The following is a 23983-nucleotide window of genomic DNA, read 5'->3' as shown; positions in this document are numbered from 1 at the left end:
TCCGGGGCAGGGGGCAAAGGTGAACGGGTCATCCCGAATCGTGGCCGTTCTCGGTCCGACAAACACAGGTAAAACCCATTATGCGATTGAACGCATGTTGGGTTACCGAACTGGTGTGATCGGCCTGCCGCTGCGGCTGCTGGCGCGTGAGATTTACGATAAGATTGTTGCGATCCGCGGTCCATCCGTCGTGGCGCTGGTCACGGGTGAAGAACGGATCGTACCGCCGCGTGCCCAGTATTGGGTTTGCACAGTCGAGGCGATGCCCGAGGCAATGGGTACGGATTTCGTGGCAATCGATGAAATCCAGCTGTGCGCCGACCCCGAGCGCGGCCATGTGTTCACGGATCGACTGCTGCGCGCTCGCGGTACCCACGAGACACTGTTTCTGGGTGCCGACACCATGCGAGGTCCTATAGCGGCGCTGGTACCCGAAGCACAATTCGTTCGACGGGAGCGGATGTCGCAACTGGTTTATTCCGGGTCAAAGAAGATAAGCCGTATGCCTGCACGCAGCGCAATCGTCGGCTTTTCGGTTGAGAACGTCTATGCGATCGCCGAATTGCTGCGCCGTCAAAAAGGTGGGGCAGCTGTGGTTATGGGGGCGCTCAGCCCGCGCACGCGAAACGCACAGGTAGACTTATACCAGAATGGTGAAGTCGATTACCTGGTCGCTACGGACGCTATCGGCATGGGACTTAATCTTGACGTGAACCACGTGGCGTTCTCGTCTCTGAGTAAATTCGACGGACGGCGGATGCGTCCTCTGGCGCCAAATGAGCTGGCGCAGATTGCAGGCCGGGCCGGACGTGGCATGTCCGATGGTACCTTTGGTGTCACCGGAGAAGCCCCGCCACTGGACGAGGGTGTCGCTCAGGCCATCATGGACAGCCGGTTTACGCCGATTAAAAAGCTGAACTGGCGGAATGCTGCTTTGCGGTTCGGGTCAATCGATGCGCTGATCGATTCCCTTGAGGTCGGCCCAAACGACGAACATTTGATGAAAGCGCGGCCTGCCGACGATCTGAATGTACTGAAATCGCTTTCGCAAGTGGCTGAGATTGCGGCACGTGCAAGCGACGGGCAATCTATACGTTTGCTATGGGATGTGTGCCGTATCCCCGATTTTCGCGGCATCAGCCATGCCGAACACGCCAGTTTGCTTGAAGTGATCTATGAACATCTGCATGAGCGCAGCGCGATCCCCGATGACTTCCTGGCACGTCAGATTCGGCGCATCGACCGAACTGATGGCGATATTGACGCATTGTCCAAAAGGTTGGCATATATTCGCACTTGGACATATGTTGCGCAACGAAACGGCTGGGTGCGTGACGAATCGCATTGGCGCGCCGAAACGCGCGCTGTAGAAGACAGGTTGTCGGACGCTCTTCACGAACGTTTGACTCAGAGATTTGTGGACCGGCGCACATCCGTATTGCTGCGCCGGCTCAAACAGAAGGAGGCCCTTTTGGCCGAAGTAAATGACAAGGGTGAAGTGACCGTCGAAGGAGAATTCGTCGGTCGTCTGGAAGGGTTCCGGTTTACCCCGGACAAAAGCGCGCAGGGAACCGAAGCGAAAGCTCTGAAATCGGCGTCCTTGCAAGCACTCGCGCCGCAATTCCATCTGCGTGCCGATCGCTTCTACAATGCGCCCGATACCGAAATTGATTTTACCGATCAGGGCGGCCTGATGTGGGGCGAATATGCCGTCGGCAAACTGGTTGCCGGGGCAGAGCCTCTCAAGCCGATGGTAGAGGTGTTTGTGGATGAAGCTGCCGGCCCGGACGTGGAACAGAAGGTTCAGCGTCGCCTGCAACACTTCATTGACCGAAAGGTTGCCGCGCTGTTTGAGCCGCTGCTGAACCTGTCACGGGATGAGGAACTGTCAGGACTGGCCAAGGGTTTTGCCTTCCGCATGGTCGAGGCGCTGGGCGTATTGCCTCGTGCCGGGGTCGCGCAAGAGGTCAAGGATCTGGATCAGGACGCACGCGGTGCGCTGCGCAAGCACGGCATCCGGTTCGGTCAGTTCACCATCTTCATGCCGCTGTTGCTGAAACCTGCGCCGACGCGCCTGCGTCTGGTGCTTTGGGCGCTGGCTGGTGGCTTGCAGGAGTTCCCGGACGCGCCGCCTCCGGGCCTGGTTACTGTCCCCGTCGCCAAGGGTGCACCCGAAGGCTACGATACAATGTGTGGTTACCGCGATGCCGGCGAACGTTCGATCCGTATCGACATGCTCGAACGTTTGGCTGACATGCTGCGTGCCGAAGACAGCCGTGGCGGGTTTGAAGCCAAGCCAGATATGCTGTCCATCACTGGTATGACCCTCGAGCAGTTTGCTGACCTCATGCAAGGATTAGGTTACAAGGCCGAGAGAAGCGAGCGTGAGAAAGTCAAACCGGTCGCGGTTGAAACGGTCGAGGCGCCTGAACAAGCGGTAGCAGAGGCGACGGAACACTCTGACGCCGAAGAAACCGCGGTACCGGAAGTCGCGTCCGAAAAAGCCGCGACACCCGCCGAGGAGCCAGCCGAGGCCACCGAAAGCACCGAGGCGGCAGCCGAGGCACCGGCGTCCGAAACAGCTTCGGACGAGCCCGAAGTCGAAGTGTTCTACACCTTTACCTGGGGTCGTCAGCGCCCTGCCAACCGTGGACCGCGCCGCGAACAGCGGCAGGGGCAAGGCAAAGGTAAGCCGCGCGGCAAACCTCAGGATGGGCGCGGCAAGCCGCAGGCCAAGAAGGGGGGCAAGCCACAGGGTGCCAAGTCCTTCTCGTCACGGCCTCCGAAGAAGGAAAAGGCGATCGATCCAGACAATCCGTTTGCAGCAGCGCTGATGGGTTTGAAGGACGGTAACTAATCCACGATGGCTGAGGCTCAGGCCAAGCTGCGGATCGACAAATGGCTGTGGCAGGCCCGGTTCTTCAAGACCCGTAGCCTGGCCGCCAAGCAGGTCAGCGGCGGTCATGTGCGCGTCAACGGAAACAGAATCCAGAAACCGGCGATGGCGGTCGGCCCTGGCGATGTTCTGACGTTCTCTCAGGGGCGCGTCGTACGCGTCGTGCGCATCGAAGCCTTGGGCGAACGGCGAGGGCCGGCGCCCGAGGCGCAAACGCTCTACACTGACATGACGGAAAAGCAGGACGCGCCGCCTCGAAATCCGGGTTTCGAAGGAAAAGGTCGCCCGACCAAGAAAGAACGGCGTGCGCTTGATCTTTCTCGCACCCCAAAGGAGTGATCTTCTCTTGAAGACACAGGCAGACTGAATTAGCTAGTCGCCCAAGCCGTAAACAGGAATTGACCCATGACCTATGTTGTCACCGAAAACTGCATCGCCTGCAAATATACCGACTGTGTCGAGGTTTGCCCGGTGGACTGTTTCTATGAGGGCGAGAACACACTGGTCATCCATCCCGACGAGTGCATCGACTGCGGCGTTTGCGAGCCTGAATGCCCCGCAGATGCAATCCGCCCCGATACCGAGCCGGGAATGGAGGAATGGGTCGAATTCAATCGGAAATACTCTGAGCAGTGGCCGGTGATCGTCACCAAAAAAGAACCTTTGCCCGACGCAGAGGAACGCGACGGAGAAGAAGGCAAGATGGAGAAGTATTTCTCCGAAGCCCCCGGCGAGGGCGGCTAAGCGATTCGCCGTCAAAATAGCAAGCTGGCAGGCAAGCTGGGATGCGCAAGCACTTGATAATGCTGCGTTTCAAGCGCTCGTTGGTCTGATGACCTTTTGGGTGTCGCAATTTTGTGATATACTTACTACCTGAATGATGACTGAGACTGGGATGTGCTCCGTAAGTATGCTCACTTTGGAGTTTTAAATTTGTGACAGAAAGCCAAGTGACGGCGCCTTGGACGGCACCGCCTTCGGCTGTTTTTTGTCTGGATCACAGTCTGCAACCAAGGATGAATGTGAATGTCGAAGTCGAAAAAGCTTGAGTTCCGCCCGAACGATTATGTTGTCTACCCTGCGCATGGCGTGGGTCAGATCATCTCGATCGAAGAGCAGGAAGTCGCGGGATTTTCGCTTGAATTGTTCGTCATCTCTTTTGAGAAAGACAAAATGACGTTGCGGGTGCCGACCAACAAGGCAACCGAATCCGGTCTGCGGTCTCTTAGCTCGCCAGACGTGATTAGCCAGGCAATGAAAACGCTCAAAGGCAAGGCCAAGGTCAAGCGGGCCATGTGGTCGCGTCGGGCGCAGGAATATGAACAGAAGATCAATTCAGGCGACTTGATTTCCATTGCCGAAGTGGTTCGCGACCTGCACCGCACAGACGATCAACGCGAGCAGAGCTATTCCGAACGTCAGCTGTATGAGGCCGCGCTGGAACGTCTGACTCGCGAAGTCGCCGCGGTCTCGGGTGCTGATGAGATATCGGCGGCCAAGCAAGTGGATGAGGTTTTGACCTCGCGCGCTGCCTGATTTCCGAGAATACAGATATGCGCCGCCCCGATCAGGGGCGGCTTTTTTGTGCACGATTGCTTGGTCTGACGCCTCTTTGCGGTTAATTTTCCTGTCAGAGTAATGGTGTACGGTGTCCAAATGAAAACAGCGGTCAAAGCGCTCTATATCGGCAAGAGCCCTGTTTCAGTCTGGTTTCGATACATTCTGATCCTGTTTGACGCAGTTTCGATAATTTTTTTCGTGTCCACTGCAGCCATTCCGCACGGGCCGGGACTAACGGTCGCCAGTTGGGGCGTCGGTTTTATCATTCTGCTGGATTTCCTAGCGCGCCTTTGGATTGCCAAGGATCGCTGGAAACTACTTAGAAAGGTATACACGCTTGCTGATCTCGTCGTGATCATCTCTCTTATTCTCGATCCGTTCCTGACCGGAAATCTGGCTTTTCTGAGGATATTGCGAGCCCTACGTCTGATCCACTCGTACCATCTGTTGCGGGATCTGCGCCGGGACAGCAGCTTTTTCCGAACACACGAGGATGCGGTGATCGCCGCCATCAACCTGATGGTCTTTGTCTTCGCCACTTCGACGGCGGTTCTTGTGTTCTTCATTCCAGATAACAGCCAAACGCCTTACATAGACGCGCTGTATTTCACGATGGCAACGCTGACAACGACCGGGTTTGGCGACGTCACATTGGCGACCCCAGCTGGCAAGATGTTTTCTGTGTTTATAATGGTGGTTGGCGTTGCGTTGTTTGTCCGTTTGGCGCAGGCAATTTTTATGCCGCAAAAGGTACGTCACAAATGCCCGAGCTGCGGACTTTACCGTCACGACCCGGACGCGGTGCATTGTAAGCATTGCGGCGGGACCTTGCGGATCGAAACCGGTGGTGTGGTTTAGACCATTGTGGTCAGCGCCAGAAGAAAGGCGATTTCGGACAAGGATTGCGTTGCCCCGAGAATGTCGCCCGTCTGGCCTCTGATTTTGACCTTGGCGAGCAAGGCGACGGATATTGCCGCAGCGGCAGCGCAAAGGGCCGGAAACCATGTGAGCCCGCCCAGGAGCAAGATGCTCAGAACGAGGGCCAGCGCGAAACTGGTGAAAACGGCACCAACCTGCGGAGCACCGACCGAATGGCTCAACCCTGATTGGCGGGCATTCGGCAAAGCGCACATGACGGCAGGCATAAAAGATCGCGAAAAGAGGCAGGCGGCGAGAATGCCAGCGAATATCCCGTTGCTTAGCAGAGCGGAGACAGCTGTAATCCGCAATAGTTGCGCAAGGGTCAAGGCCAGAACACCATAGGTTCCAATATGGCTGTCCTTCATGATCTCCAACCGACGTTCGGCGGTGAAGCCACCCCAAAGCCCGTCAACGGTGTCGGCCAGACCATCCTCATGCATGGCCCCCGTGGTTGCGATCAGTACGGCGACGACCAGTGTGGCAACGGCCAATTCTGGCAAGCCCGCTGTCATGCCGACCCAGCCCGCGCCGCAAGCCAGCGCGCCGACGACTAGTCCCGCGACGGGGAAAGCCCACGCCGCCCGGGCTTGTCTTGCAAATACTCTTTCGGGCAGCCGAGGAATCGGTAAGCGGGTCAGTAAGACCAGTGCCAAGGGTATATCCCACCGTGAAAATGGGGCCGTGTCGTTTTTATGCACTCCCAGGCCTTTCCGGGTCTTGTTGCTTTCCCAACATTGGTTAAACACGCAGGACCACTCTGATGCAACGAGGCTTTGAATGCTGCCCGAACTCGAAGATCTGAACAGTTTCCGAAATGCCTTAACCGGCGCGCCTGACACCAATCAGGCTGCACGACAGGCAGCGGAAGAGCGAAATGGCCAGTTGACCAAACCCCCAGGCGCTTTGGGGCGTCTCGAGGATTTGGCGATCTGGTACGCGGGCTGGCGCGGGGATGCGCAGCCGAAAATCGCCGCGCCGCAAGTTATTGTGTTCGCTGGTAATCACGGGGTGACCGCTCAGGGTGTTTCGGCATTTCCACCTGAGGTCACCGTGCAGATGGTGATGAACTTTCAGCACGGCGGGGCGGCGATTAACCAACTCGCCAAAGCCGCGGGCGCAAAAATGGATGTACACGCGCTGGATCTGGATCAACCTACCGCGGATTTCACCCAAGCTCCGGCGATGAGCGAGGGCGAACTGGTTGCGGCTCTGCGCACTGGTTGGCAGGCCGTTGATCCGCAGGCCGATCTGTTGGTGGTTGGTGAGATGGGGATTGGCAATACAACCCCAGCGGCCGCAATTGCTTGCGCTCTGTTTGGCGGTGACGCGGCGGATTGGACCGGACGGGGAACTGGTGTTGATGATGCTGGTCTGGCCAACAAGACCCGCGTAGTGGCCGAGGGTGTAGCCCGGCACGGGCAAACGGACGACGGTCTGGATATCCTGCGCTGCCTGGGCGGGCGCGAGATTGCGGCAATGGCGGGCGCCATAGCGGCAGCGCGTGTTTTGCGTATACCTGTCATTCTGGATGGCTTTATCTGTTCGGCGGCAGCTGCCTGTCTGGCGCGTGTCTCAGCGACCGCATTGGATCACACGATTGCTGGCCATCAAAGCGCGGAGGGTGCTCACGGCGCGCTGCTGGCAAAGCTGGGAAAAGAACCCTTGCTGAGCCTTGGCCTGCGATTAGGTGAAGGGTCCGGCGGGGCTTTGGCGATCAATATTCTGAAAAGCGCAGTGGCCTGCCATTCCGGTATGGCGACATTTGCCGAAGCTGGTGTCTCGGACGGCTGATCAATGGGCCTGACCGGGGCTGAGCCGCCGGTCAGGCTGATTTCTTGGCGTGTTCTTCCGCCATTTCCAGAAGAGCGGTTTCCAGATCCTTCTCCAGCTTTTGGGCCCGTTCGATGTACTTCTTGTTTTCTGCGGTTGGCATTCCCGGAATCCACAGTTCAGCCAGTTCACGCACCGACATCCGGTCGTGATGATAGAATGTCTGCTCAGCCTGCGCAGCCTCGTATTCGCTCAGCCCAATGTTCTCCAGCACATAGCGGCCGGCCCGAAGCGAGCCGTCGAACATTTCCCGCACGATGTCGTCGGCCCCTGCCTGATACAGCTCGTAAACATGGTTGCGGTCTTTGGCGCGAGCGATGATGTGCAAATCCGGCCGTTGACGTCGTGCATAGCCAACGAGACGGGTCACTTGTTTGTGGTCATCCATTGCGGCGACCAGAACGGCGGCCTTTTCTATCCCGGCAGCCCGCAAAAGCTCGGGGCGGGTGGGATCACCCAGAAAACCTTTGACGCCGAACCGACGCATCAGCTGAATTGTCTCGATATCGTGGTCCAGAACGATGGTTTTGAAGCCACTGGCTTGCACCAGCCGGTTCACGATCTGTCCGAACCTGCCAATGCCTGCGATGATGACGGGGCCTTTCTCGTCGATTTCATCCGGCTCGACTTTTGGACTGCTATCGCCAATGCGGCGGCTGAGCAGATCAAAGAAGATGAACAGCAGCGGAGTAATCAGCATTGTCAGCGCGATGATCATCAACAGTTTTTGCGACAGGTCCGGGGGGATTACGTTCTGCTGCGTGGAAAAGGCCAACAGGACAAAGCCAAATTCACCCGCCTGCGCCAAGCCAAGAGTGAATAGCCAGTGATCGCGCCCACGCAGCTTGAACGCTCGTCCGACAATGTAAAGGATGACGCCCTTTGCCAGAATGACCAGCAAAGCCAAGCCAATCAGATCCAACGGATCAGCGAAGAAATAGCCGATATCTATGCCAGCGCCGACCGTAATGAAGAACAGGCCGAGCAAAAGGCCCTTAAACGGCTCCAGATCGCTTTCCATCTCATGCCTGAATTCCGAACTTGCCAGAACAACCCCGGCCAGAAATGCGCCAAGGGCAGGGGACAAGCCAACCAGAGTCATAAGGAAGGAAATCCCGACAACGATCATCAATGCCAGCGCCGTATACATCTCGCGCAGGTGGGCGGCGTGGATGAAACGGAACAGGGGGCGGGTCAGGTATACCCCCGCCAGCACCACGAAAGCGACAGCACCAATTGTAACCAGAGTGACAGCCCAGCCGGGCAACCCTTCGACCAGCGACAGCGTTTGGTGATAGTCGGCGTCGTGCGGCAAATCGGTGCCGCGGTCAATCGAGCCATCGCTCTGAAAGTGAACGACTTCTGGCAATGCCAGCAAGGGCAGGAACGCCAGTATCGGGATCACGGCAATGTCCTGAGTCAGCAGTACCGAAAATGTTGCCCGGCCGCCATTTGTCTGCATTAAGCCCTTTTCGGACAAAGTCTGAAGCACGATCGCTGTCGACGACAACGAGAGTGTCAGTCCCACGGCAAGAGCAACCGACCAAGGGTGGTTCGCGTAAAATGCCACGGCTGCGATGGCTGCAGTGGACAATCCAACCTGCAAACCGCCCAGTCCCAGCAGTTTGTCGCGCATATCCCATAGGGCGCGGGGCTCCAACTCGAGACCGATCAGGAACAGCATCATGACGACGCCGAATTCCGCGACATGCTGGAGGCTTTCCGTCTCGGCCCCAACCAGTCCAAGGATTGGGCCGATCGCGATTCCGGCCGCTAGGTAGCCCAGCACTGAACCCAATCCCAAACGCGCCGACAAGGGCACGGCAATCACCGCCGCAGCCAGGTAAATCGAGGCCTGGTATAGGAATTCGTTCATTTTTGTCCTTCCTGTGTGCCTATGTCGGCAGTGGCGCGTCGCGTTTCAGTTGATCCATAACGATCTGGCTTTGAATCCTCGCAACTGCAGGATGCGGTAGGATCACCTCGTGAAGCAAGCTGTTGAGCGCGGATAGGTTGTCGCAATAGACATGCAGCAGATAGTCTGCCTCACCCGTCATCGTCCAGGCGCTGCTGATCTCGGGGCGGGCGTTGACCATACGGGCGAAACTGGCGGATTGCTCGGGCCCGTGCGTGCCCAGATGAACCTGAATGAAACCCTGCACATGCAGACCCAGCTTTAGCGGGTCCAGCCGGGCGGTGTAGCCGGTAATGTATCCTTCGGCCTCCAGCCTTTGACGCCGACGACCAGCCTGGCTGGCCGACAAGTTCAACATCTCGCCCAGTTGATGCGCCGTCAGATGTGCGTCCTTTTGCAAAGCTGACAGCAGGCGTGTGTCTGTCGAATCCAGCATATGCGGGGAATCTCCGAATTCTGCCAATACCGCGCGAGTTTTGCGCGTTTGAATCAAGTTTACACAAAAACAACGCGCAGAAACAGCGCCGATTAATGCGTATTTTTGAATCAGCAAAGAAATTCCTGTTTTCTGAGGAGACGCGCCATGGGTCCATTCCCGCACAACGCCCCGAAATCCGTAATCAGCGAAGAAAATCCAGCCGGAACCGACGGGTTCGAATTCGTGGAATTCGCCCATCCCGAACCGCAGGAACTGCGCGACCTGTTCGCACGTATGGGGTTCGAGTATGTCGGTTATCATCGCGACACACCCTCGGTCGAGCTGTGGCAGCAGGGCGACGTCACCTATATTCTGAACGCTGACCCTGACAGCTTTGCCGCGAAGTTTGTGGCCGAACATGGCCCCTGCGCGCCTTCGATGGGCTGGCGCGTTGCGGATGCGAAGAAGGCATATGAGCATGCCGTCTCGAAAGGGGCCGAGCCTTACGATGCCGCCGACAAAACCATGGATGTACCGGCGATCAAGGGTATCGGCGGTTCCCTGATCTACTTCATCGACCAGTATCACGATACGTCGCCTTACAATCAGGAGTTCGAGTGGCTCAAGCAGTCCAAGCCGGGTGGTGAGGGGTTCTATTACCTCGATCACCTGACCCACAATGTTTTCAAGGGCAACATGGACAAGTGGTTCAAGTTCTACGGTGACTTGTTCAACTTCAAGGAAATCCGCTTCTTCGACATTCAGGGCAAGTTCACCGGTCTCTTCAGCCGCGCGTTAACCTCGCCCTGTGGTCGCATCCGCATTCCAATCAACGAAGACCGCGGAGAAACCGGTCAAATCGTATCTTACCTGAAGAAGTATAACGGTGAAGGTATCCAGCACATCGCTGTCGGCAGCGACGACATCTATGCCTCGACCGATGCGATTGCCGAGAATGGTCTGAAATTCATGCCCGGACCAAACGAGGCTTATTACGACCTGTCTTACGAACGTGTGTCCGGACATGACGAACCGAAGGATCGAATGATGAAACATGGCATTCTGATTGACGGTGAAGGAGTTCTGGACGGCGGCGAGACAAAGATCCTTCTGCAGATATTCTCGAAAACGGTGATCGGCCCGATCTTCTTTGAGTTCATTCAGCGCAAGGGCGATGACGGTTTTGGCGAGGGCAACTTCAAAGCTCTGTTCGAATCCATCGAGCGCGAGCAAATCGAGTCGGGCGAAATCTCGGCGGCCTAACTTTTGGCTTCAAATACGGAGCCCGGCGCGCGCAGTACGACCCAGGTCCAATGGACCTTGGCGCGCCGGTTTTCTCTTTGCACCGAGTTCCTATGCGACAATTGCGCGACGCGAAGGTCAAGTTGTCGCGCTGCTTCAAGTAGAACGACCACGGAAACGGCAAACCCCGGACGCGTCGATTGGCACGGACCATGGCGTATTGAAAGTATCAGTTTTCCATTGATTTTGAGCGCTTTGGACAACGTTCCTAGAGCGACTTTCTGATCGTCAGGCGGAAGGTGATGAAAGACCCCTGTCGCCAGGATGGCATCGTATTGTGCACCTTTTGAACACGTTGCCGGCAAGCCGGGCAGCCGGTCATCAAACCATTTGATTTTGCAATGCGCGTACCTTTGCCGACCCGCCTCACGAAAGGCCGCCACTGGTTCCACCGCTGTGACCTCGCACCCGCGATCAGACAACCAAGCCGCGTTGGTACCGGGGCCGGCCCCGACGTCCAGCACTGTACCGCCTGTCTTGGGAAGATGAGGTGCCACTGGCGACAAAACCAACTCCGGCTTCACCTGCTCATAGGCCGTGACGAGTTCAGGCGCTGCCCGTTCGTAACCTGCGATGATCTGCTCGGCGTAGCCCTGATTGTCAGCCACGCGGCAATTTCAGCGTAACGTTTTTTCCGCGCTTTTGGTAACGCAGTTCGCTGTCTCCGATGGCGATCACGTTACCACCGTCAATCCTGTCCCCGACCTTAAGTTTTTTGTACCGGCCGCTGGGCAGGCGCACCAGCGCGCGTCGATTGGCGGGCGTGCCGTACACGCCGATCAGGTTGAGTTTTCGCAGGTTGATGGCGTTGTCGATCGTGGCCTGACGGGCGACTGACGCCGTTGACGGAATTTTTGGCGCAACCGATTTCGGTTGGAATGATCCCGCTTCATCACCATTCGAAACTACGTTGGCCGTTGATCCGAGGGGCGCGCTACCCGAACTGGGGTTTTGAGTGGCCCGGGCGGCAAGGCTTGCCGGTCTGGTCTTGGGGCGTGGCACACGTACAACGGCTAGCGCCGTTGGAGTGAAGTCAACCACTGGCTGTTCTTCAATAAATTTCGGGCGCAATTTCGGACGAACCGTCGCCAATTCCTCAAGAGACCGCCCGCCAAGCTGGCTCCGCTCGAACAGATCCACCAGGTTTTCAGGGCGAGGTCGGGGGCGGAAGCCTGCGAGTCTGGTATCGGTATCCTCGATCTCGGGTTCACTCTCGGACCGTACCGGAGGTTCAGGCGGCGCTTTGGGTGGTGTACCCTCAAAAACCAGAATTCCGTCTGGGTTTAGTGTACCTTCCGGGCTGGGTGTCACTAGCCCGCGATCATCCAGATTGAGTGGCTGGCCCGTCTGACCAGGCAAGGACACCGTTTCGAAAGGGGCGTCACTGTCCGGATTGTCCAGCGGGGGCAGGGCGACCGAATCCTGAGACAGGTCTGACCGGTCGATTGACGCGAGGTAGATCTCATCCTCGTCCAAAAGAACAGGCGGTTGCAATGCGTTTGGAGGTTTCGGCGCGGTCCCTGTGAAATCGCGAAAAACGATCTCGGAACCAGCCTCGGGTGCGACGTCTTCCATCAGCTCCGGTTCGACGGTCAGCGCCTCAAGGATCGCTGCGTCAGTGGGATTTAGAGCCTTGTCTTCCTCTGATGACGGTTCAGGGTCGGCTTCGGTTGCGATTTCTTCGACCTGTTCCGGTTCAACTTCCAGAGCTTCAAGGATCGCTGAGTCTGCGGGGGAAAGGGTCGCTTCCTCATCCGTCGAAGGGGCTGGGTCGGTCGCAGGTTCAGGGAGACTGGCGACCTGTGGCAGGGACGGCTCTTCGACCACAGGTACTTGCGCGGCCTGTTCGGTCGGCTGTTCACTTTCTGGAGTCGATCGCATCAACGACCAAGCTCCAGCGACCATACCAAGAACGACCGACGCCGCTATGACAGGAATTACAACTCGCTTCAGATCGAAGGTTCTCGCGTCGAACCCTGCGCCAGTGGGTTTAGCAACCGTGACCTGAGGCCGAAAGACCTCGGGTTCCGCTGAACCGGCAATCGGGTGGATAGGAACCGAGGATGCCTCGGGTTCAGCTGCATCTGGCGCGGCGTCGACCTGGGTTTTCGCCTTCGCCGGGGGTGAAGTTTCGCTCTCCGCCGGCAGGGGGTTTAGGTCAATGGACGGGCCGGTCAAGGCGTCCCCACCGGTCGTGCTGATAGTGAATGCCCCGGGGATAAACCCGTGATCTGCCGCAAATTCGCGCGCCTCGTCCAGTGTCTGCAGGGCGACGGCTAAAACCTTTGTGACCGGTCCTTCTGTGATCGTGACGTGGGAAAGCTCGGCCAGGGTATAGGGCGTGGCAGCTTCCAAAGCGTCGCGAACCTTTTGGTCCAGCACTTCAGGACTCAGCCCCTCCGAGTCGACCGTCAATACCCGCACTTGATCTTGTGGGATGATCAACTTGCAGTTCAAATCGTTTTCAATTGCGAATCCCTGATCGCGCAGGGCTCGAATCCGATCATTCAGATCGGGAGCATCCAGCGGCGTAGATCCGATGCTATACCAGTCGCCATCGGACCGGTGGTGCAAGGAAATCCCGTTTTCGGAAAAAGACAGCGCAAAGGCAGGTTTCATAATCCGGTGGAACCACATTTGTCAGTTTCAATGCAAACACCTTGGCATCCGCCCGGTGAGATTAGAGCAGGAACCCGCCGAGGGAAAGGAAAAGGCAAGCTGCCCCCTTGTCTGGCAAAGCCATGCCGCCCCATGTATTGAGTCAGAAAAAAGGAGAGAGCACCTTGAAGACACTTGCTTTTCTGGCCGCGATGACCGCAGCGATCGCGGCGTTGCCCGCCCATGCGGAAGAACGTCGCATCACTGTTAGCGGATCGGGGTCAGCCCTGTCAGCCCCTGACATGGCGACTATCACGCTTGGGGTGACGAACCAGGACAAACAGGCGTCAAACGCGATGCAGGCGACGTCAGATGCGGTCACGCAGATTCTGAGCCGTCTGAACGAGATGGGGCTTGAGGCACGCGACGTTCAGACTCGTGATCTGTCGCTGTCCCCCGTCTGGTCCGGTCGACACAGTTCGGATGGCGCGGCGCCCGAGATCACAGGTTTTGTGGCCTCGAACAGGGTATTCGTCCGCGTACGTGACTTGGATAATCTGGGGCAGATCATGGATGCTGTCATCCGCGACGGTGCCAATGACTTCGGCGGCCTGAGTTTCTCGGTGCAGGACTCCAAACCGCTTGAAGCCAAGGCCCGCGCAGATGCTGTTGCGGATGCTCGTGCCAAAGCCGAGCAACTGGCCCAGGCTGCCGGGGTCACTCTGGGAGAGGTCGTTTCGATCAATGATCAGGGAGGCGGTCCTCGCCCCGGTATCCAGATGCGCGAGATGGCGATGGCCGACGCGGGAAGCGTTCCCGTGGCAGGCGGCGAAATTTCCGTATCGGTCAATATCTCGATGGTGTTCGAAATATCCGAGTGACCCTTAAGACCCGGCGCGGGCCTTCAGCGATTGAATCTGTTGGCCTGCACTATCAAAATTCTCTGGCGCAAGCCACGCTTCGAATGCTGTGCGAATGCGCGGCCATTCCCGATCGATGATCGAATACCAGGCCGTGTCCCGGTTGCGCCCCTTGTAGTGGGTGGCTTGCCGGAAGACACCTTCGAAGGTAAAGCCCAACCGTTCGGCAGTGCGACACGAGGGCGCGTTCAGTGCGTCGCATTTCCATTCGTACCGGCGATAGCCCAATTCGTCGAAGACGCGGCGCATCATCAAATACATGGTTTCGGTTGATTGAGGTTTGCGCTGCAACAGGGGCGAAAAATGGATGTGGCCGACTTCAATCGCCCCCGCCGACGGTGTAACCCGAAGGTATGAGGCCATCCCCACCGGTGTTTCATCGGCATCCAGAACCGTATGGAACATAGGGTCGGCGTCAATGCAATTGCCGTGCACCCACTCGACGAAATCGCTTTCTCTGTCAAACGGGCCATAGGGCAGGTAGGTCCAGTTGCGCCCATCCGCATCTTTGGCAAACGCCCGGTACAAGCCGGGCGCATGCCGGTTCACATCCAGTGGCACGACTGAACAGAAACGTCCCTGCATCGGCGTATAGGGCGGTGTCGGACGTGGAAAGACGTCCGGCACCGGCAAGCCGATGGGTTGTCCAAGATCGTTGGTATCGTGCCCGGAAACCATGCTTCAGGCACTGGCCTTGGACAGGGCCTGATCCAGATCGGCGATCAGATCGTCCGCGTCCTCGATCCCGATGGACAAGCGCACCACGTTGGGGCCAGCACCCGCGGCCTCTTGCTGTTCCGGAGTCAGCTGTCGGTGCGTCGTCGAGGCCGAGTGGATGATCAGCGAGCGGGCGTCACCCAGATTCGCGACATGGCTGAAAATCTCCAGCGCATTGACCAGCTTGATGCAGGCGTCATAGCCACCCTTTACGGCAAAGGTGAACAGCGCGCCTGCTCCCTTTGGATAGTTCTTTTTCACCCGGTCACTATAGGGCGACGAAGGCAGGCCCGCATAGGTGACGTATTCGACGCGGTCATCAGCTTCGAGCCATGCGGCGATTTTCTGAGCGTTCTCCACGTGGCGTTCCATACGCAGGCTAAGCGTTTCGATCCCCAGCAGTGTGTAATGCGCGGCCTGTGGGTTCATCGTCATGCCCAGATCGCGCAGACCAATGGCAATGCCGTGGAAAGTGAAGGCCAGCGGGCCAAAGGTCTCGTGGAATTTCAACCCATGATAGGCCGGTTCCGGTTCGCTGAGTGACGGGAACTTGTCATTTGCCGACCAGTCGAATTTGCCCGAATCCACGATACAGCCGCCGGTAACTGTACCATTGCCGGTCAGGTATTTGGTAGTCGAATGCACGACCAGAGTCGCGCCGTGCTCGATCGGGCGGCAGAGGTAGGGCGTGGCCGAAGTGTTGTCGACAATAAGCGGAATGCCTGCCTCATCCGACACGTCTGCTAGAGCGCGGATATCGGTTACATAACCACCGGGGTTGGCGATGGATTCGCAGAACACTGCGCGGGTATTTTCGTCGATGGCATCCTTCACCGCGTCAAGATCATCGGTGTCCACGAATTTCGCAGACCAGCCGAACCGTTTGATGGTCTGGCTGAACTGCGTGACCGTGCCGCCATAAAGGCGCGTCGAGGCCACCACGTTACAGCCCGGACCCATCAGCGGGAATAGCGCCATGATCTGTGCTGCGTGGCCGGACGAACAGCAAACCGCACCAACGCCGCCTTCCAGCGTCGCCACGCGCTCTTGCAGCACTGCCACGGTTGGGTTGGTCAAACGGGAATAGATGAACCCGACTTCTTGCAGGTTGAACAGGGCAGCTGCGTGGTCGGCATCGCGGAACACATAAGCCGTAGTCTGGTAGATTGGCGTCTGGCGAGCCCCGGTTGCCGGATCAGGGCGGGCTCCGGCGTGAATTTGCAGCGTATCAAAACCGTAAGTAGGGCCGTCTGACATCTTGGAAATCTCCTGTTGGAATGTGAGTTGCTGAATCTCTAGGCTATTGATCGCTAGCGCACAATGTTGTGATTACCGCTGCCACAGGCCCTTGGACTTGATGGTCTTGCGGATAACCTGTTCGCGCTGAGGCAGGTTGGTCTGGTCGAACATTGCGCGGATCTTGGCGCCCTTACCCTGAATGACCAGCTTTTTGATCGGGTCATAGGTTTTCAGGACCTTCTTGATCTTGTTCGGCGTAGAAACGGCTTCCAGCACCTCGATCACATGATCACTTTCACGCGCATAGAGCAGAGGGAACAGGCGATAATGGCAGCTGACCGATCCGTCCAATAACCCGTCGGGCAACACGTTGCGCCCGCCGCCAAAGGAGTGAATGACCAGAGGCAGCACAGCTTGATCCAGCCAAGGGTCCAGATTTTGCCCTGTCAATTCGGGGATTGCCTCGTCCCGGACGATGCGGGCGAAATCCAGAAAACGTTCGCCGAACAGACGCGGGCATTTGAAAAAGAAATAGCCCGCGTTGAAATACAAGTAGCGCCGCCAGTAACCCTGCGGCTGCGACGTGTCTTTCGAACTTTCGAAATCCAGCCCGAACCGGTCATACATTGCGCGCCAGATCCCTTCATAGCCTGGCCCGTAAAGGGTGGGCTTAGGCCATGTCCCCTCAACCTTCAGTGATGCGCCGGGACGTTCGAAATCAAACGGCACATCCATCAGTTCCCCGGTGATCAGCGTGTCACTGTCGAAGAGAACGAACGGCTCATCCTCGGGCAGGGCTAATAAGGCTTCGATCTTGTTGCCTTGCGGATAGCTGTCGCCAAAGACCTTAGACTCGAACGGGACGATTTCGACGTCCAGATGATCCAGAGCTTTCAGGACGTCTTCGTTCCGAATGCTGGGGTCTTGTCGCCAAAGAGGGCCAGCCTGCGGAACCGCGACCATCAGGCGCCCTGAAAACTGTGGTGAGGAGTGGCGCAGCGAAGCGGCAAACAGCACGGCCTCGAATTGCAGACGATTGTTCTGCCCGATGACGGCAACGTTGAACTTCGGGGGCTTCGCCTGCATGCACGTGCTTTCTTTTTGAGTATGTGGGTCGGGGCACTGCTGATCCGGGATTACAGTAATGGGCATGGGTCGTCAAAACCCGATCCGGGCTGAAGTTTGAAAATTCTGAACGACAAGCCATGTAAACAGGTGTGCAAGGTCAGGAGAGCACTTATGCGGGTCAATGCAGATTTTACCAAACGGGTGGCCGTTCACTTCAATGACACCGAATGGGTCGCATCCCCTGCGGCCGGGGTTGAGCGCAAGATGCTGGACAGGATCGGAGCCGAGGTTGCCCGGGCTACCACTATTGTACGCTTTGCCCCCGGCAGTGCCTTTGACGCCCACACGCACGACGGCGGAGAGGAATACCTGGTTCTCGACGGCGTCTTTCAGGACGAAACCGGCGATTTCCCGGTCGGCAGCTATGTGCGTAACCCGCCGACTTCGTCGCACACTCCTTCGGCCAGCAAGGGCGCGACGATTCTAGTAAAACTGCATCAGTTTGATCCCGCTGACCGGACCGAAGTGCGCCGTTCAATCGACGGTGAAAGCAATGTGAACCTGTTTCAAGACGCGCATGAGCGCGTTCAAGTTCAGGAATGGGCCGCTGGTGAAACCGTCGAACTGGACGCAGCCGAAGGAATGGAGGTCTTTGTGATCGAAGGCGGCTTTGTCGAAAAAGGCGAAGAATTTGCGATCTGGGATTGGTTGCGCCTGCCTCCGGGAACGCAGTCCGAAGCGACCGCTGGGGCAGGCGGTGCCCGCGTCTGGATCAAATCCGGGCATCTTAAAGGGATGCTCTGATCCAGGAATTGCACTTTTACAGTGCGTTTCTATGGAAATCCGGGCTGATTTGCCTGGATTTTTCATTTTTTGACCATTTGGCAAATTTTACCAATTGATAAAAAATCAGAATGTGGCAAGCTGGGGGCCATAACAAACATATCTACAGGGAGTAGAGTGATGGCACAGGGCCAGATGGCACCCGGGATCGTCTCCGGGCGGCTTTCCAGCGATGAGCTGACCTCGAATTTCACCGATCTGCATCCGCCTTTGGCGCCGCATGAGGCCGCCGTGGCCGCAGACCGCTGTTATTTCTGCTACGACGCGCCATGCGTGACGGCCTGTCCGACGGACATCGATATTCCATTGTTCATTCGTCAGATTCAGGCCGGGCAACCTCAGGCAGCGGGTCGCACGATCTTGGAGCAGAATATTCTGGGCGGTATGTGTGCCCGCGTCTGCCCGACGGAAACCCTTTGCGAAGAGGCTTGCGTGAGAGAGGCCGCCGAGGGCAAGCCGGTTGAGATCGGGCGATTGCAACGCTACTCGACTGACACTGTCATGGCGTCTGGCGATCATCCGTTCGAACGCGCGGCGTCCACCGGCAAGACAGTTGCCGTGATCGGGGCGGGGCCGGCTGGTCTGGCCTGTGCTCACCGTTTGGCAATGCTGGGGCACGACGTGGTGATTCATGAAACCAAGCCTAAGGCGGGCGGTCTCAACGAATACGGAATCGCGGCCTACAAATCGACCAACGATTTCGCACAGGCCGAGGTGGACTGGCTTTTGAAAATCGGCGGCATTGTGATCGAGACTGGCTCGGTGCTCGGCGAGAGCATCTCACTGGACGGTCTGCTTGAAAATTATGACGCCGTGTTCCTGTCCATCGGGCTGGCAGGGGTCAACGCGCTAAAGGCGCAGGGCGCAGAAAAAGATGGGGTACGCCACGCGGTCAATTTCATCTCGGATGTGCGGCAGGCCAGCGATCTGTCTGAATTGCCCGTAGGACGAAACGTGGTTGTGATTGGTGGCGGCATGACCGCAGTGGACGCGGCTGTAAAATCCAAACTGCTGGGCGCTGAACATGTGACCATTGCCTATCGCCGCGACCGCGACGCTATGGGCGCCAGCCGGTATGAACAGGATCTGGCCGCCTCACATGGTGTTCGCATCATGTGCAACGTGCAGCCCGTCGCGGTTCACGGAAACGGAGCATCGGCAGAGATTGAATTGGAATATACCGCCAGCCAAGATGGCAAGTTGACCGGAACCGGTGAAACGATCCGTGTACCGGCGGACCAGGTTCTCAAGGCCATCGGTCAGACACTGGAAGGGGCGCCGGAAGGGTTGGCTCTGGACGGCAACAAGATCGCAGTCGATGACGCTGGTAGAACATCGATGGCCGGTGTCTGGGCCGGAGGTGACTGTGCTGCAGGTGGGGAAGACCTCACCGTGACGGCTGTGGCCGAGGGCCGGGATGCGGCGATGGACATCCACGCAACGCTCGTTTCGTGATAGGATGGGGCATTCACCCCATCCAATTCGCAGCTGAGGTATTCTCATGTCCCAGATCGAACAAGCTGTTGCTCAACACTACACAACCGGTGCCCTGACCGAGCGCGTTCGCGCGGCGTTAGAGGCAAGTGGCGTCGATCCCGATGCTGCGACGGTCGCGGACCTCAAGGCAGGGGACGAGTTCCATACTGGTGGCGTTCAGGCGACTGATAACCTGTTTGCGCAGTTATCGCCGACCCACGCAACTCGTGTACTGGATGTCGGATGCGGTATCGGTGGGACGTCGCGCTATATCGTGGATCGTTATGACTCGACGGTGACCGGGGTCGATCTGACGCCGGAATTCATCGAAACTGCGACCGAGCTAAGCGATCTTGTCGGGCATTCGGATAAAGTTAACTTTCTCGTCGGCAGTGCCTTGGACATGCCAGTGCCTGACGCGGGCTTTGACCTTGCGATCATGCTGCATGTCGGCATGAACATCGAAGACAAGGCAGGGCTGTTTGCCGAAGTCTCCCGGACGCTTGCTACGGGCGGGACATTTGCTCTGTTCGATGTAATGGGTGGCGCGGTGGCCGAGCCGCTGGAATTCCCTCTGCCGTGGTCGACCGTGGCCGGAACATCTTTTGTAGATACGCCAGATGTTTACCGGGATGCAGCTACAGCCGCGGGTCTGCAACTTGTGGCAGAGGCCGACCGCTCGGAATTTGCCGTTGAGTTTTTTGAGGACGCCTTCGCGCGCATCGCCGAAAGCGGTCCGGCCCCGTTGGGCATCCACCTGATGATGGGCGAGACGGCGCCCGAGAAGTTCCAAAACTACGTCACAAACCTAAAGGCCGGGCGGATCCGCCCGACTGAAATGATATTCAAGAAAACCGGCTGAGCCGGGAAGGGAGAAGCCATGGCCGATCTGACGACAAACTTTCTGGGCATCTCAAGCCCAAACCCCTATTGGCTGGCCTCCGCGCCGCCGACGGACAAGGAATACAACGTACGCCGCGCCTTCGAGGCCGGATGGGGTGGCGTTGTATGGAAAACGCTAGGAGCCGAAGGGCCGCCGGTCGTGAACGTCAACGGGCCACGCTATGGTGCGATTTATGGTGCGGATCGTCGTCTGTTGGGGCTGAACAATATCGAATTGATCACGGACCGTCCGCTTGAGGTGAACCTTGAGGAAATGGCACGGGTCAAGGCGGATTACCCGGATCGTGCACTGATCGCCTCGATCATGGTGCCGTGTGAAGAAGAGGCGTGGAAAGCCATCCTGCCACGCGTGGCGGAAACCGGAGCGGACGGGATCGAGTTGAATTTCGGCTGCCCGCACGGGATGAGCGAGCGCGGTATGGGCGCGGCCGTTGGGCAAGTTCCGGAATATATCGAGATGGTCACGCGCTGGTGCAAGAAATACTACGACCGCCCGGTCATCGTGAAATTGACGCCAAACATCACAGATGTCCGCAAACCGGCAGCAGCTGCCAAGAACGGCGGTGCAGACGCGGTGTCGCTGATCAATACGATTAACTCGATCACCAGTGTCGATCTGGACACGTTCAGCCCCGAACCTTCAATTGATGGTAAGGGCAGCCACGGAGGCTATTGCGGGCCAGCCGTCAAGCCGATTGCCCTGTCGATGGTGTCCGAAATCGCGCGGGCCGAGGAAACACACGGTTTGCCCATTTCTGGTATTGGCGGTGTGACCACCTGGCGCGATGCAGCTGAGTTCATCTCCTTGGGTTGTGGTAACGTGCAGGTCTGCACTGCGGCAATGACTTATGGGTTCAAGATAATCGACGAACTGACGGCGGGTCTGTCCGAGTGGATGGATGAAAAGGGCTATTCCAACGTGTCCGAGATAGTCGGGCGTGCCGTACCAAATGTGACGGATTGGCAGTACTTGAACCTGAACTACGTGGCCAAGGCCAAAATCGATCAGGATCAATGCATCAAATGCGGCCGGTGCTACGCTGCATGTGAAGACACGAGCCACCAGGCGATTTCTGTTTCGCCGGATCGCGTGTTCGAGGTGAAAGACGAAGAATGCGTGGCCTGCAACCTCTGCGTCGATGTCTGCCCGGTCGAAGGGTGTATTTCGATGGAGCCGATGGCCGCGGGCGAGGTTGATCCGCGCACGGGTGAGGTGGTGCAGCCGGACTACGCCAACTGGACCACCCATCCGAACAACCCGATGGCCAGGGCGGCGGAATAGTCATATTCCGCAATGGCTTATGACACGAAGTGAACGAGGGCTGCACTGCAGCCCTTTTTCATGGCGTCAGAAGTTTTCGATACACCGTGTCTATAAATGGTTCGGCGCCTTCGAATGGATCTTCGTCACCAAGGATCGCCCGAACCTGGACATCAAAATCCGCATAATGCTGCGTCAGTGCCCAGATTGAGAAGATCAGGTGATAGGGATGAACCCACGCGATCTGTCCCTGATCCATCCAGTGCGTGAGAACCTTGGTTTTCTCATCGACCAACGATTTCAGATCATTTGACAATGCGTCGTGAATGCGCGGTGCGCCTTGAACCAGTTCATTTGCGAACAGACGGCTTTCGCGCGGCAACTCCCGGCTCATCTGAAGCTTGCGATGGATGTAGGACAGGATTTCCTCTAGGGGATCGCCGCTCTCGTCCAGATCATGCAACGGGGCCAGCCACGTCTCCAACAACCCAGAGAGCAGCGCGGTGTGGATCGCCTCTTTCGACGGAAAATAATACAGCAGATTCGGTTTGCTCAGCCCTGCTTCTGCCGCGATCTGATCTACAGTCGCCCCACGAAAACCATGCGCTGAAAACACATTCAAAGCAGCTTCGAGAATCGCTGCGCGGTTCTTTTTCTGAATTCTCGTCGGTGCACGGTCTTTGGGCATGTTTCCCTGTCGTCTCTTTTTCCGCCAAGCGAGCACCAAATATGCCGAATTTTGCGGCGGTGCCATGCAATTTCTTGACTGATGTCGAACCCGTGATAGCGTGAGTTTGACCAGATGGTCAAATCAAGACACCAAAAGCGAGCCAAATCGCAAGCAACAGGGATAAGACTATGGCAGCTCCAGCTCAGAATCTCAGGATAAATGGCGACAGGCTTTGGGACAGCCTGATGGAGATGGCAAAGATTGGCCCCGGCGTCGCAGGCGGGAATAACCGGCAGACGCTGACGGATGAAGATGGAGAAGGGCGTGCGTTGTTCCAGAAATGGTGCGAGGACGCAGGTTGTACTATGGGCCTCGATCAGATGGGCAACATGTTCGCACGGCGCGAAGGGACCGACCCAGAGGCACTTCCGGTCTATGTTGGATCGCATCTCGACACACAGCCCACCGGCGGGAAGTACGATGGTGTATTGGGTGTGCTGGGCGGATTGGAGATCATCCGAACCCTCAACGACCTCGGCATCAAGACGAGGCACCCGATTGTGGCGACGAACTGGACCAACGAAGAAGGCACGCGCTATGCCCCGGCTATGCTGTCCTCGGGCGTTTTTGCCGGTATCCATGCTCAAGACTGGGCATATGATCGCGAGGATGCCGAGGGCAAGAAATTCGGGGACGAACTGAATCGCATCGGTTGGCGCGGCGACGAGGAGGTCGGCGCGCGCAAGATGCACGCTTTCTTTGAGTTGCACATCGAACAGGGGCCAATTCTTGAGGCCGAAGGAAAGGACATCGGCGTCGTTACACATGGTCAGGGCCTGAGCTGGACGCAGGTCACAATTACCGGAAAGGACGCCCACACGGGTTCAACCCCGATGCCCATGCGCAAGAACGCTGGCTTGGCGATGGCGCGCGTACTGGAAAAGGTCGACGAGATCGCCTGGTCCCATGCGCCCCACGCGGTCGGAGCGGCCGGACATATCGACGTCTATCCGAACTCGCGCAACGTGATACCGGGGAAGGCCGTGTTTACTGTCGATTTCCGATCACCAGATTTGAACGTGATCACGGACATGGAAAACCGCCTGCGTGTCGCCGCCGAGGATATCGTTCAAGAGATGGGGTTGGAGATCGAATTCGAGAAAGTCGGCGGCTTTGATCCGGTGAAATTCGACGAAAGTTGCGTGGCAGCGGTGCGGGATGCTGCCGAGCGGTTGGGTTATTCGCACACCAATATCATCTCAGGCGCCGGTCATGACGCTTGCTGGATCAACCGCGTGGCACCCACTGCGATGGTTATGTGCCCCTGCGTCGATGGTCTAAGCCACAATGAAGCCGAGGAAATCAGCAAAGATTGGGCCGCAGCCGGCGCCGACGTTCTGTTTCACGCCGTCGTTGAGACAGCAGAAATAGTAGAATAGAGGCGCC

At 57.6% G+C, this 23983-nt stretch carries 22 protein-coding genes; 13 read left to right on the top strand and 9 right to left on the bottom strand.

The window, feature by feature from the left end:
* Nucleotides 1–19 precede the first annotated feature (19 nt).
* The 5 genes from AC2TCY_RS05195 to AC2TCY_RS05175 all read left to right on the top strand — a co-directional run bounded on the left by AC2TCY_RS05195 (nucleotide 20) and on the right by AC2TCY_RS05175 (nucleotide 5314).
* Nucleotides 20–2857: a helicase-related protein gene (locus AC2TCY_RS05195; protein ID WP_480845959.1), complete on the top strand. Its 2838-nt coding sequence runs from the start codon at nucleotides 20–22 to the stop codon at nucleotides 2855–2857.
* Nucleotides 2858–2863: 6 nt separating this feature from the next.
* Nucleotides 2864–3235: an RNA-binding S4 domain-containing protein gene (locus tag AC2TCY_RS05190; RefSeq protein WP_480845957.1), complete on the top strand. Its 372-nt coding sequence runs from the start codon at nucleotides 2864–2866 to the stop codon at nucleotides 3233–3235.
* A 66-nt stretch (nucleotides 3236–3301) separates the two neighbouring features.
* Nucleotides 3302–3640, top strand: coding sequence for a ferredoxin FdxA (fdxA, locus tag AC2TCY_RS05185; RefSeq protein ID WP_480845956.1), 339 nt, complete (start codon nucleotides 3302–3304; stop codon nucleotides 3638–3640).
* Between the two features lie 282 nt (nucleotides 3641–3922).
* Nucleotides 3923–4432 (top strand): CarD family transcriptional regulator, encoded by a 510-nt coding sequence (locus tag AC2TCY_RS05180; RefSeq protein WP_480845954.1) that lies wholly within the window; start codon nucleotides 3923–3925, stop codon nucleotides 4430–4432.
* Nucleotides 4433–4552: 120 nt separating this feature from the next.
* Nucleotides 4553–5314 (top strand): ion channel, encoded by a 762-nt coding sequence (locus tag AC2TCY_RS05175; protein WP_480845953.1) that lies wholly within the window; start codon nucleotides 4553–4555, stop codon nucleotides 5312–5314.
* Here AC2TCY_RS05175 and cobS read toward each other — a convergent pair.
* Nucleotides 5311–6030 (bottom strand): adenosylcobinamide-GDP ribazoletransferase, encoded by a 720-nt coding sequence (gene cobS, locus AC2TCY_RS05170; RefSeq protein ID WP_480845952.1) that lies wholly within the window; start codon nucleotides 6028–6030, stop codon nucleotides 5311–5313. The genes AC2TCY_RS05175 and cobS overlap by 4 nt on opposite strands.
* A 124-nt stretch (nucleotides 6031–6154) precedes the next feature.
* Between cobS and cobT the strand changes: the two genes are divergently transcribed.
* Complete coding sequence (gene cobT, locus AC2TCY_RS05165; protein ID WP_480845951.1) at nucleotides 6155–7168, top strand: nicotinate-nucleotide--dimethylbenzimidazole phosphoribosyltransferase; 1014 nt, start codon at nucleotides 6155–6157, stop codon at nucleotides 7166–7168.
* A gap of 31 nt (nucleotides 7169–7199) precedes the next feature.
* Here cobT and AC2TCY_RS05160 read toward each other — a convergent pair whose 3' ends face one another.
* Nucleotides 7200–9083 (bottom strand): cation:proton antiporter domain-containing protein, encoded by a 1884-nt coding sequence (locus AC2TCY_RS05160; protein WP_480845949.1) that lies wholly within the window; start codon nucleotides 9081–9083, stop codon nucleotides 7200–7202.
* Nucleotides 9084–9102: 19 nt separating this feature from the next.
* Nucleotides 9103–9558 carry an Lrp/AsnC family transcriptional regulator gene (locus AC2TCY_RS05155; protein WP_480845948.1) on the bottom strand — a complete coding sequence of 152 codons (456 nt, stop codon included), beginning with the start codon at nucleotides 9556–9558 and terminating at the stop codon, nucleotides 9103–9105.
* A 147-nt stretch (nucleotides 9559–9705) separates the two neighbouring features.
* Here AC2TCY_RS05155 and hppD point away from each other — a divergent pair, with 147 nt between their 5' ends.
* Entirely contained in the window at nucleotides 9706–10803 is a 1098-nt protein-coding gene (gene hppD / locus AC2TCY_RS05150; protein ID WP_480845947.1) for a 4-hydroxyphenylpyruvate dioxygenase, read from the top strand.
* Here hppD and AC2TCY_RS05145 read toward each other — a convergent pair.
* Together AC2TCY_RS05145 and AC2TCY_RS05140 are read right to left on the bottom strand one after the other, a co-directional pair.
* The gene (locus tag AC2TCY_RS05145; protein WP_480845945.1) at nucleotides 10800–11450 is read right to left on the bottom strand and encodes a class I SAM-dependent methyltransferase; all 651 of its coding nucleotides are present in this window, start codon (nucleotides 11448–11450) and stop codon (nucleotides 10800–10802) included. The genes hppD and AC2TCY_RS05145 overlap by 4 nt on opposite strands.
* Nucleotides 11443–13461: a hypothetical protein gene (locus tag AC2TCY_RS05140; RefSeq protein ID WP_480845944.1), complete on the bottom strand. Its 2019-nt coding sequence runs from the start codon at nucleotides 13459–13461 to the stop codon at nucleotides 11443–11445. Before AC2TCY_RS05140 ends, AC2TCY_RS05145 begins: the two co-directional genes overlap by 8 nt.
* A gap of 164 nt (nucleotides 13462–13625) precedes the next feature.
* Here AC2TCY_RS05140 and AC2TCY_RS05135 point away from each other — a divergent pair, with 164 nt between their 5' ends.
* Complete coding sequence (locus tag AC2TCY_RS05135; protein ID WP_480845943.1) at nucleotides 13626–14321, top strand: SIMPL domain-containing protein; 696 nt, start codon at nucleotides 13626–13628, stop codon at nucleotides 14319–14321.
* 3 nt (nucleotides 14322–14324) lie between these two features.
* Here AC2TCY_RS05135 and AC2TCY_RS05130 read toward each other — a convergent pair whose 3' ends face one another.
* From AC2TCY_RS05130 to AC2TCY_RS05120, 3 genes are all read right to left on the bottom strand, one after another.
* Nucleotides 14325–15038: a GNAT family N-acetyltransferase gene (locus AC2TCY_RS05130; RefSeq protein WP_480845942.1), complete on the bottom strand. Its 714-nt coding sequence runs from the start codon at nucleotides 15036–15038 to the stop codon at nucleotides 14325–14327.
* Nucleotides 15039–15041: 3 nt separating this feature from the next.
* Complete coding sequence (locus AC2TCY_RS05125; protein WP_480845940.1) at nucleotides 15042–16334, bottom strand: O-acetylhomoserine aminocarboxypropyltransferase/cysteine synthase family protein; 1293 nt, start codon at nucleotides 16332–16334, stop codon at nucleotides 15042–15044.
* A 72-nt stretch (nucleotides 16335–16406) separates the two neighbouring features.
* Entirely contained in the window at nucleotides 16407–17402 is a 996-nt protein-coding gene (locus AC2TCY_RS05120; protein ID WP_480845939.1) for a hypothetical protein, read from the bottom strand.
* Between the two features lie 153 nt (nucleotides 17403–17555).
* Between AC2TCY_RS05120 and AC2TCY_RS05115 the strand changes: the two genes are divergently transcribed.
* From AC2TCY_RS05115 to preA, 4 genes are all read left to right on the top strand, one after another.
* Nucleotides 17556–18188 carry a cupin domain-containing protein gene (locus AC2TCY_RS05115; RefSeq protein ID WP_480845938.1) on the top strand — a complete coding sequence of 211 codons (633 nt, stop codon included), beginning with the start codon at nucleotides 17556–17558 and terminating at the stop codon, nucleotides 18186–18188.
* Between the two features lie 159 nt (nucleotides 18189–18347).
* Nucleotides 18348–19682, top strand: coding sequence for an NAD(P)-dependent oxidoreductase (locus tag AC2TCY_RS05110; protein WP_480845936.1), 1335 nt, complete (start codon nucleotides 18348–18350; stop codon nucleotides 19680–19682).
* A 46-nt stretch (nucleotides 19683–19728) separates the two neighbouring features.
* A complete protein-coding gene (locus AC2TCY_RS05105) occupies nucleotides 19729–20565 on the top strand; it encodes a methyltransferase domain-containing protein (RefSeq protein WP_480845934.1) in 837 nt (278 codons plus the stop codon).
* Nucleotides 20566–20583: 18 nt separating this feature from the next.
* Nucleotides 20584–21888, top strand: coding sequence for an NAD-dependent dihydropyrimidine dehydrogenase subunit PreA (preA, locus tag AC2TCY_RS05100; RefSeq protein ID WP_480845933.1), 1305 nt, complete (start codon nucleotides 20584–20586; stop codon nucleotides 21886–21888).
* Between the two features lie 58 nt (nucleotides 21889–21946).
* On the opposite strand, the gene AC2TCY_RS05095 is transcribed toward preA, so the two are convergent.
* Nucleotides 21947–22555 carry a TetR family transcriptional regulator C-terminal domain-containing protein gene (locus AC2TCY_RS05095; protein WP_480845932.1) on the bottom strand — a complete coding sequence of 203 codons (609 nt, stop codon included), beginning with the start codon at nucleotides 22553–22555 and terminating at the stop codon, nucleotides 21947–21949.
* 170 nt (nucleotides 22556–22725) lie between these two features.
* Here AC2TCY_RS05095 and AC2TCY_RS05090 point away from each other — a divergent pair, with 170 nt between their 5' ends.
* Nucleotides 22726–23976 (top strand): Zn-dependent hydrolase, encoded by a 1251-nt coding sequence (locus AC2TCY_RS05090; RefSeq protein ID WP_480845930.1) that lies wholly within the window; start codon nucleotides 22726–22728, stop codon nucleotides 23974–23976.
* The last annotated feature ends 7 nt before the right edge of the window (nucleotides 23977–23983 follow it).

It is taken from the genome of Ruegeria sp. HKCCD7181, from assembly GCF_057221055.1.
The sequence above is the reverse complement of the archived record's forward strand: the minus strand, read 5'-3'. Positions and strand labels throughout refer to the sequence as shown.

Coding starts and splice junctions, on each gene's coding strand:
- AC2TCY_RS05095 (WP_480845932.1), bottom strand. CDS start 22,555: ATGCCCAAAGACCGTGCACCGACGAGAATTCAGAAAAAGAACCGCGCA.
- AC2TCY_RS05115 (WP_480845938.1), top strand. CDS start 17,556: ATGCGGGTCAATGCAGATTTTACCAAACGGGTGGCCGTTCACTTCAAT.
- fdxA (WP_480845956.1), top strand. CDS start 3,302: ATGACCTATGTTGTCACCGAAAACTGCATCGCCTGCAAATATACCGAC.
- AC2TCY_RS05175 (WP_480845953.1), top strand. CDS start 4,553: ATGAAAACAGCGGTCAAAGCGCTCTATATCGGCAAGAGCCCTGTTTCA.
- hppD (WP_480845947.1), top strand. CDS start 9,706: ATGGGTCCATTCCCGCACAACGCCCCGAAATCCGTAATCAGCGAAGAA.
- cobT (WP_480845951.1), top strand. CDS start 6,155: ATGCTGCCCGAACTCGAAGATCTGAACAGTTTCCGAAATGCCTTAACC.
- AC2TCY_RS05190 (WP_480845957.1), top strand. CDS start 2,864: ATGGCTGAGGCTCAGGCCAAGCTGCGGATCGACAAATGGCTGTGGCAG.
- AC2TCY_RS05155 (WP_480845948.1), bottom strand. CDS start 9,558: ATGCTGGATTCGACAGACACACGCCTGCTGTCAGCTTTGCAAAAGGAC.
- AC2TCY_RS05090 (WP_480845930.1), top strand. CDS start 22,726: ATGGCAGCTCCAGCTCAGAATCTCAGGATAAATGGCGACAGGCTTTGG.
- AC2TCY_RS05180 (WP_480845954.1), top strand. CDS start 3,923: ATGTCGAAGTCGAAAAAGCTTGAGTTCCGCCCGAACGATTATGTTGTC.
- preA (WP_480845933.1), top strand. CDS start 20,584: ATGGCCGATCTGACGACAAACTTTCTGGGCATCTCAAGCCCAAACCCC.
- AC2TCY_RS05140 (WP_480845944.1), bottom strand. CDS start 13,461: ATGAAACCTGCCTTTGCGCTGTCTTTTTCCGAAAACGGGATTTCCTTG.
- AC2TCY_RS05125 (WP_480845940.1), bottom strand. CDS start 16,334: ATGTCAGACGGCCCTACTTACGGTTTTGATACGCTGCAAATTCACGCC.
- AC2TCY_RS05120 (WP_480845939.1), bottom strand. CDS start 17,402: ATGCAGGCGAAGCCCCCGAAGTTCAACGTTGCCGTCATCGGGCAGAAC.
- AC2TCY_RS05130 (WP_480845942.1), bottom strand. CDS start 15,038: ATGGTTTCCGGGCACGATACCAACGATCTTGGACAACCCATCGGCTTG.
- AC2TCY_RS05105 (WP_480845934.1), top strand. CDS start 19,729: ATGTCCCAGATCGAACAAGCTGTTGCTCAACACTACACAACCGGTGCC.
- AC2TCY_RS05110 (WP_480845936.1), top strand. CDS start 18,348: ATGGCACAGGGCCAGATGGCACCCGGGATCGTCTCCGGGCGGCTTTCC.
- AC2TCY_RS05160 (WP_480845949.1), bottom strand. CDS start 9,083: ATGAACGAATTCCTATACCAGGCCTCGATTTACCTGGCTGCGGCGGTG.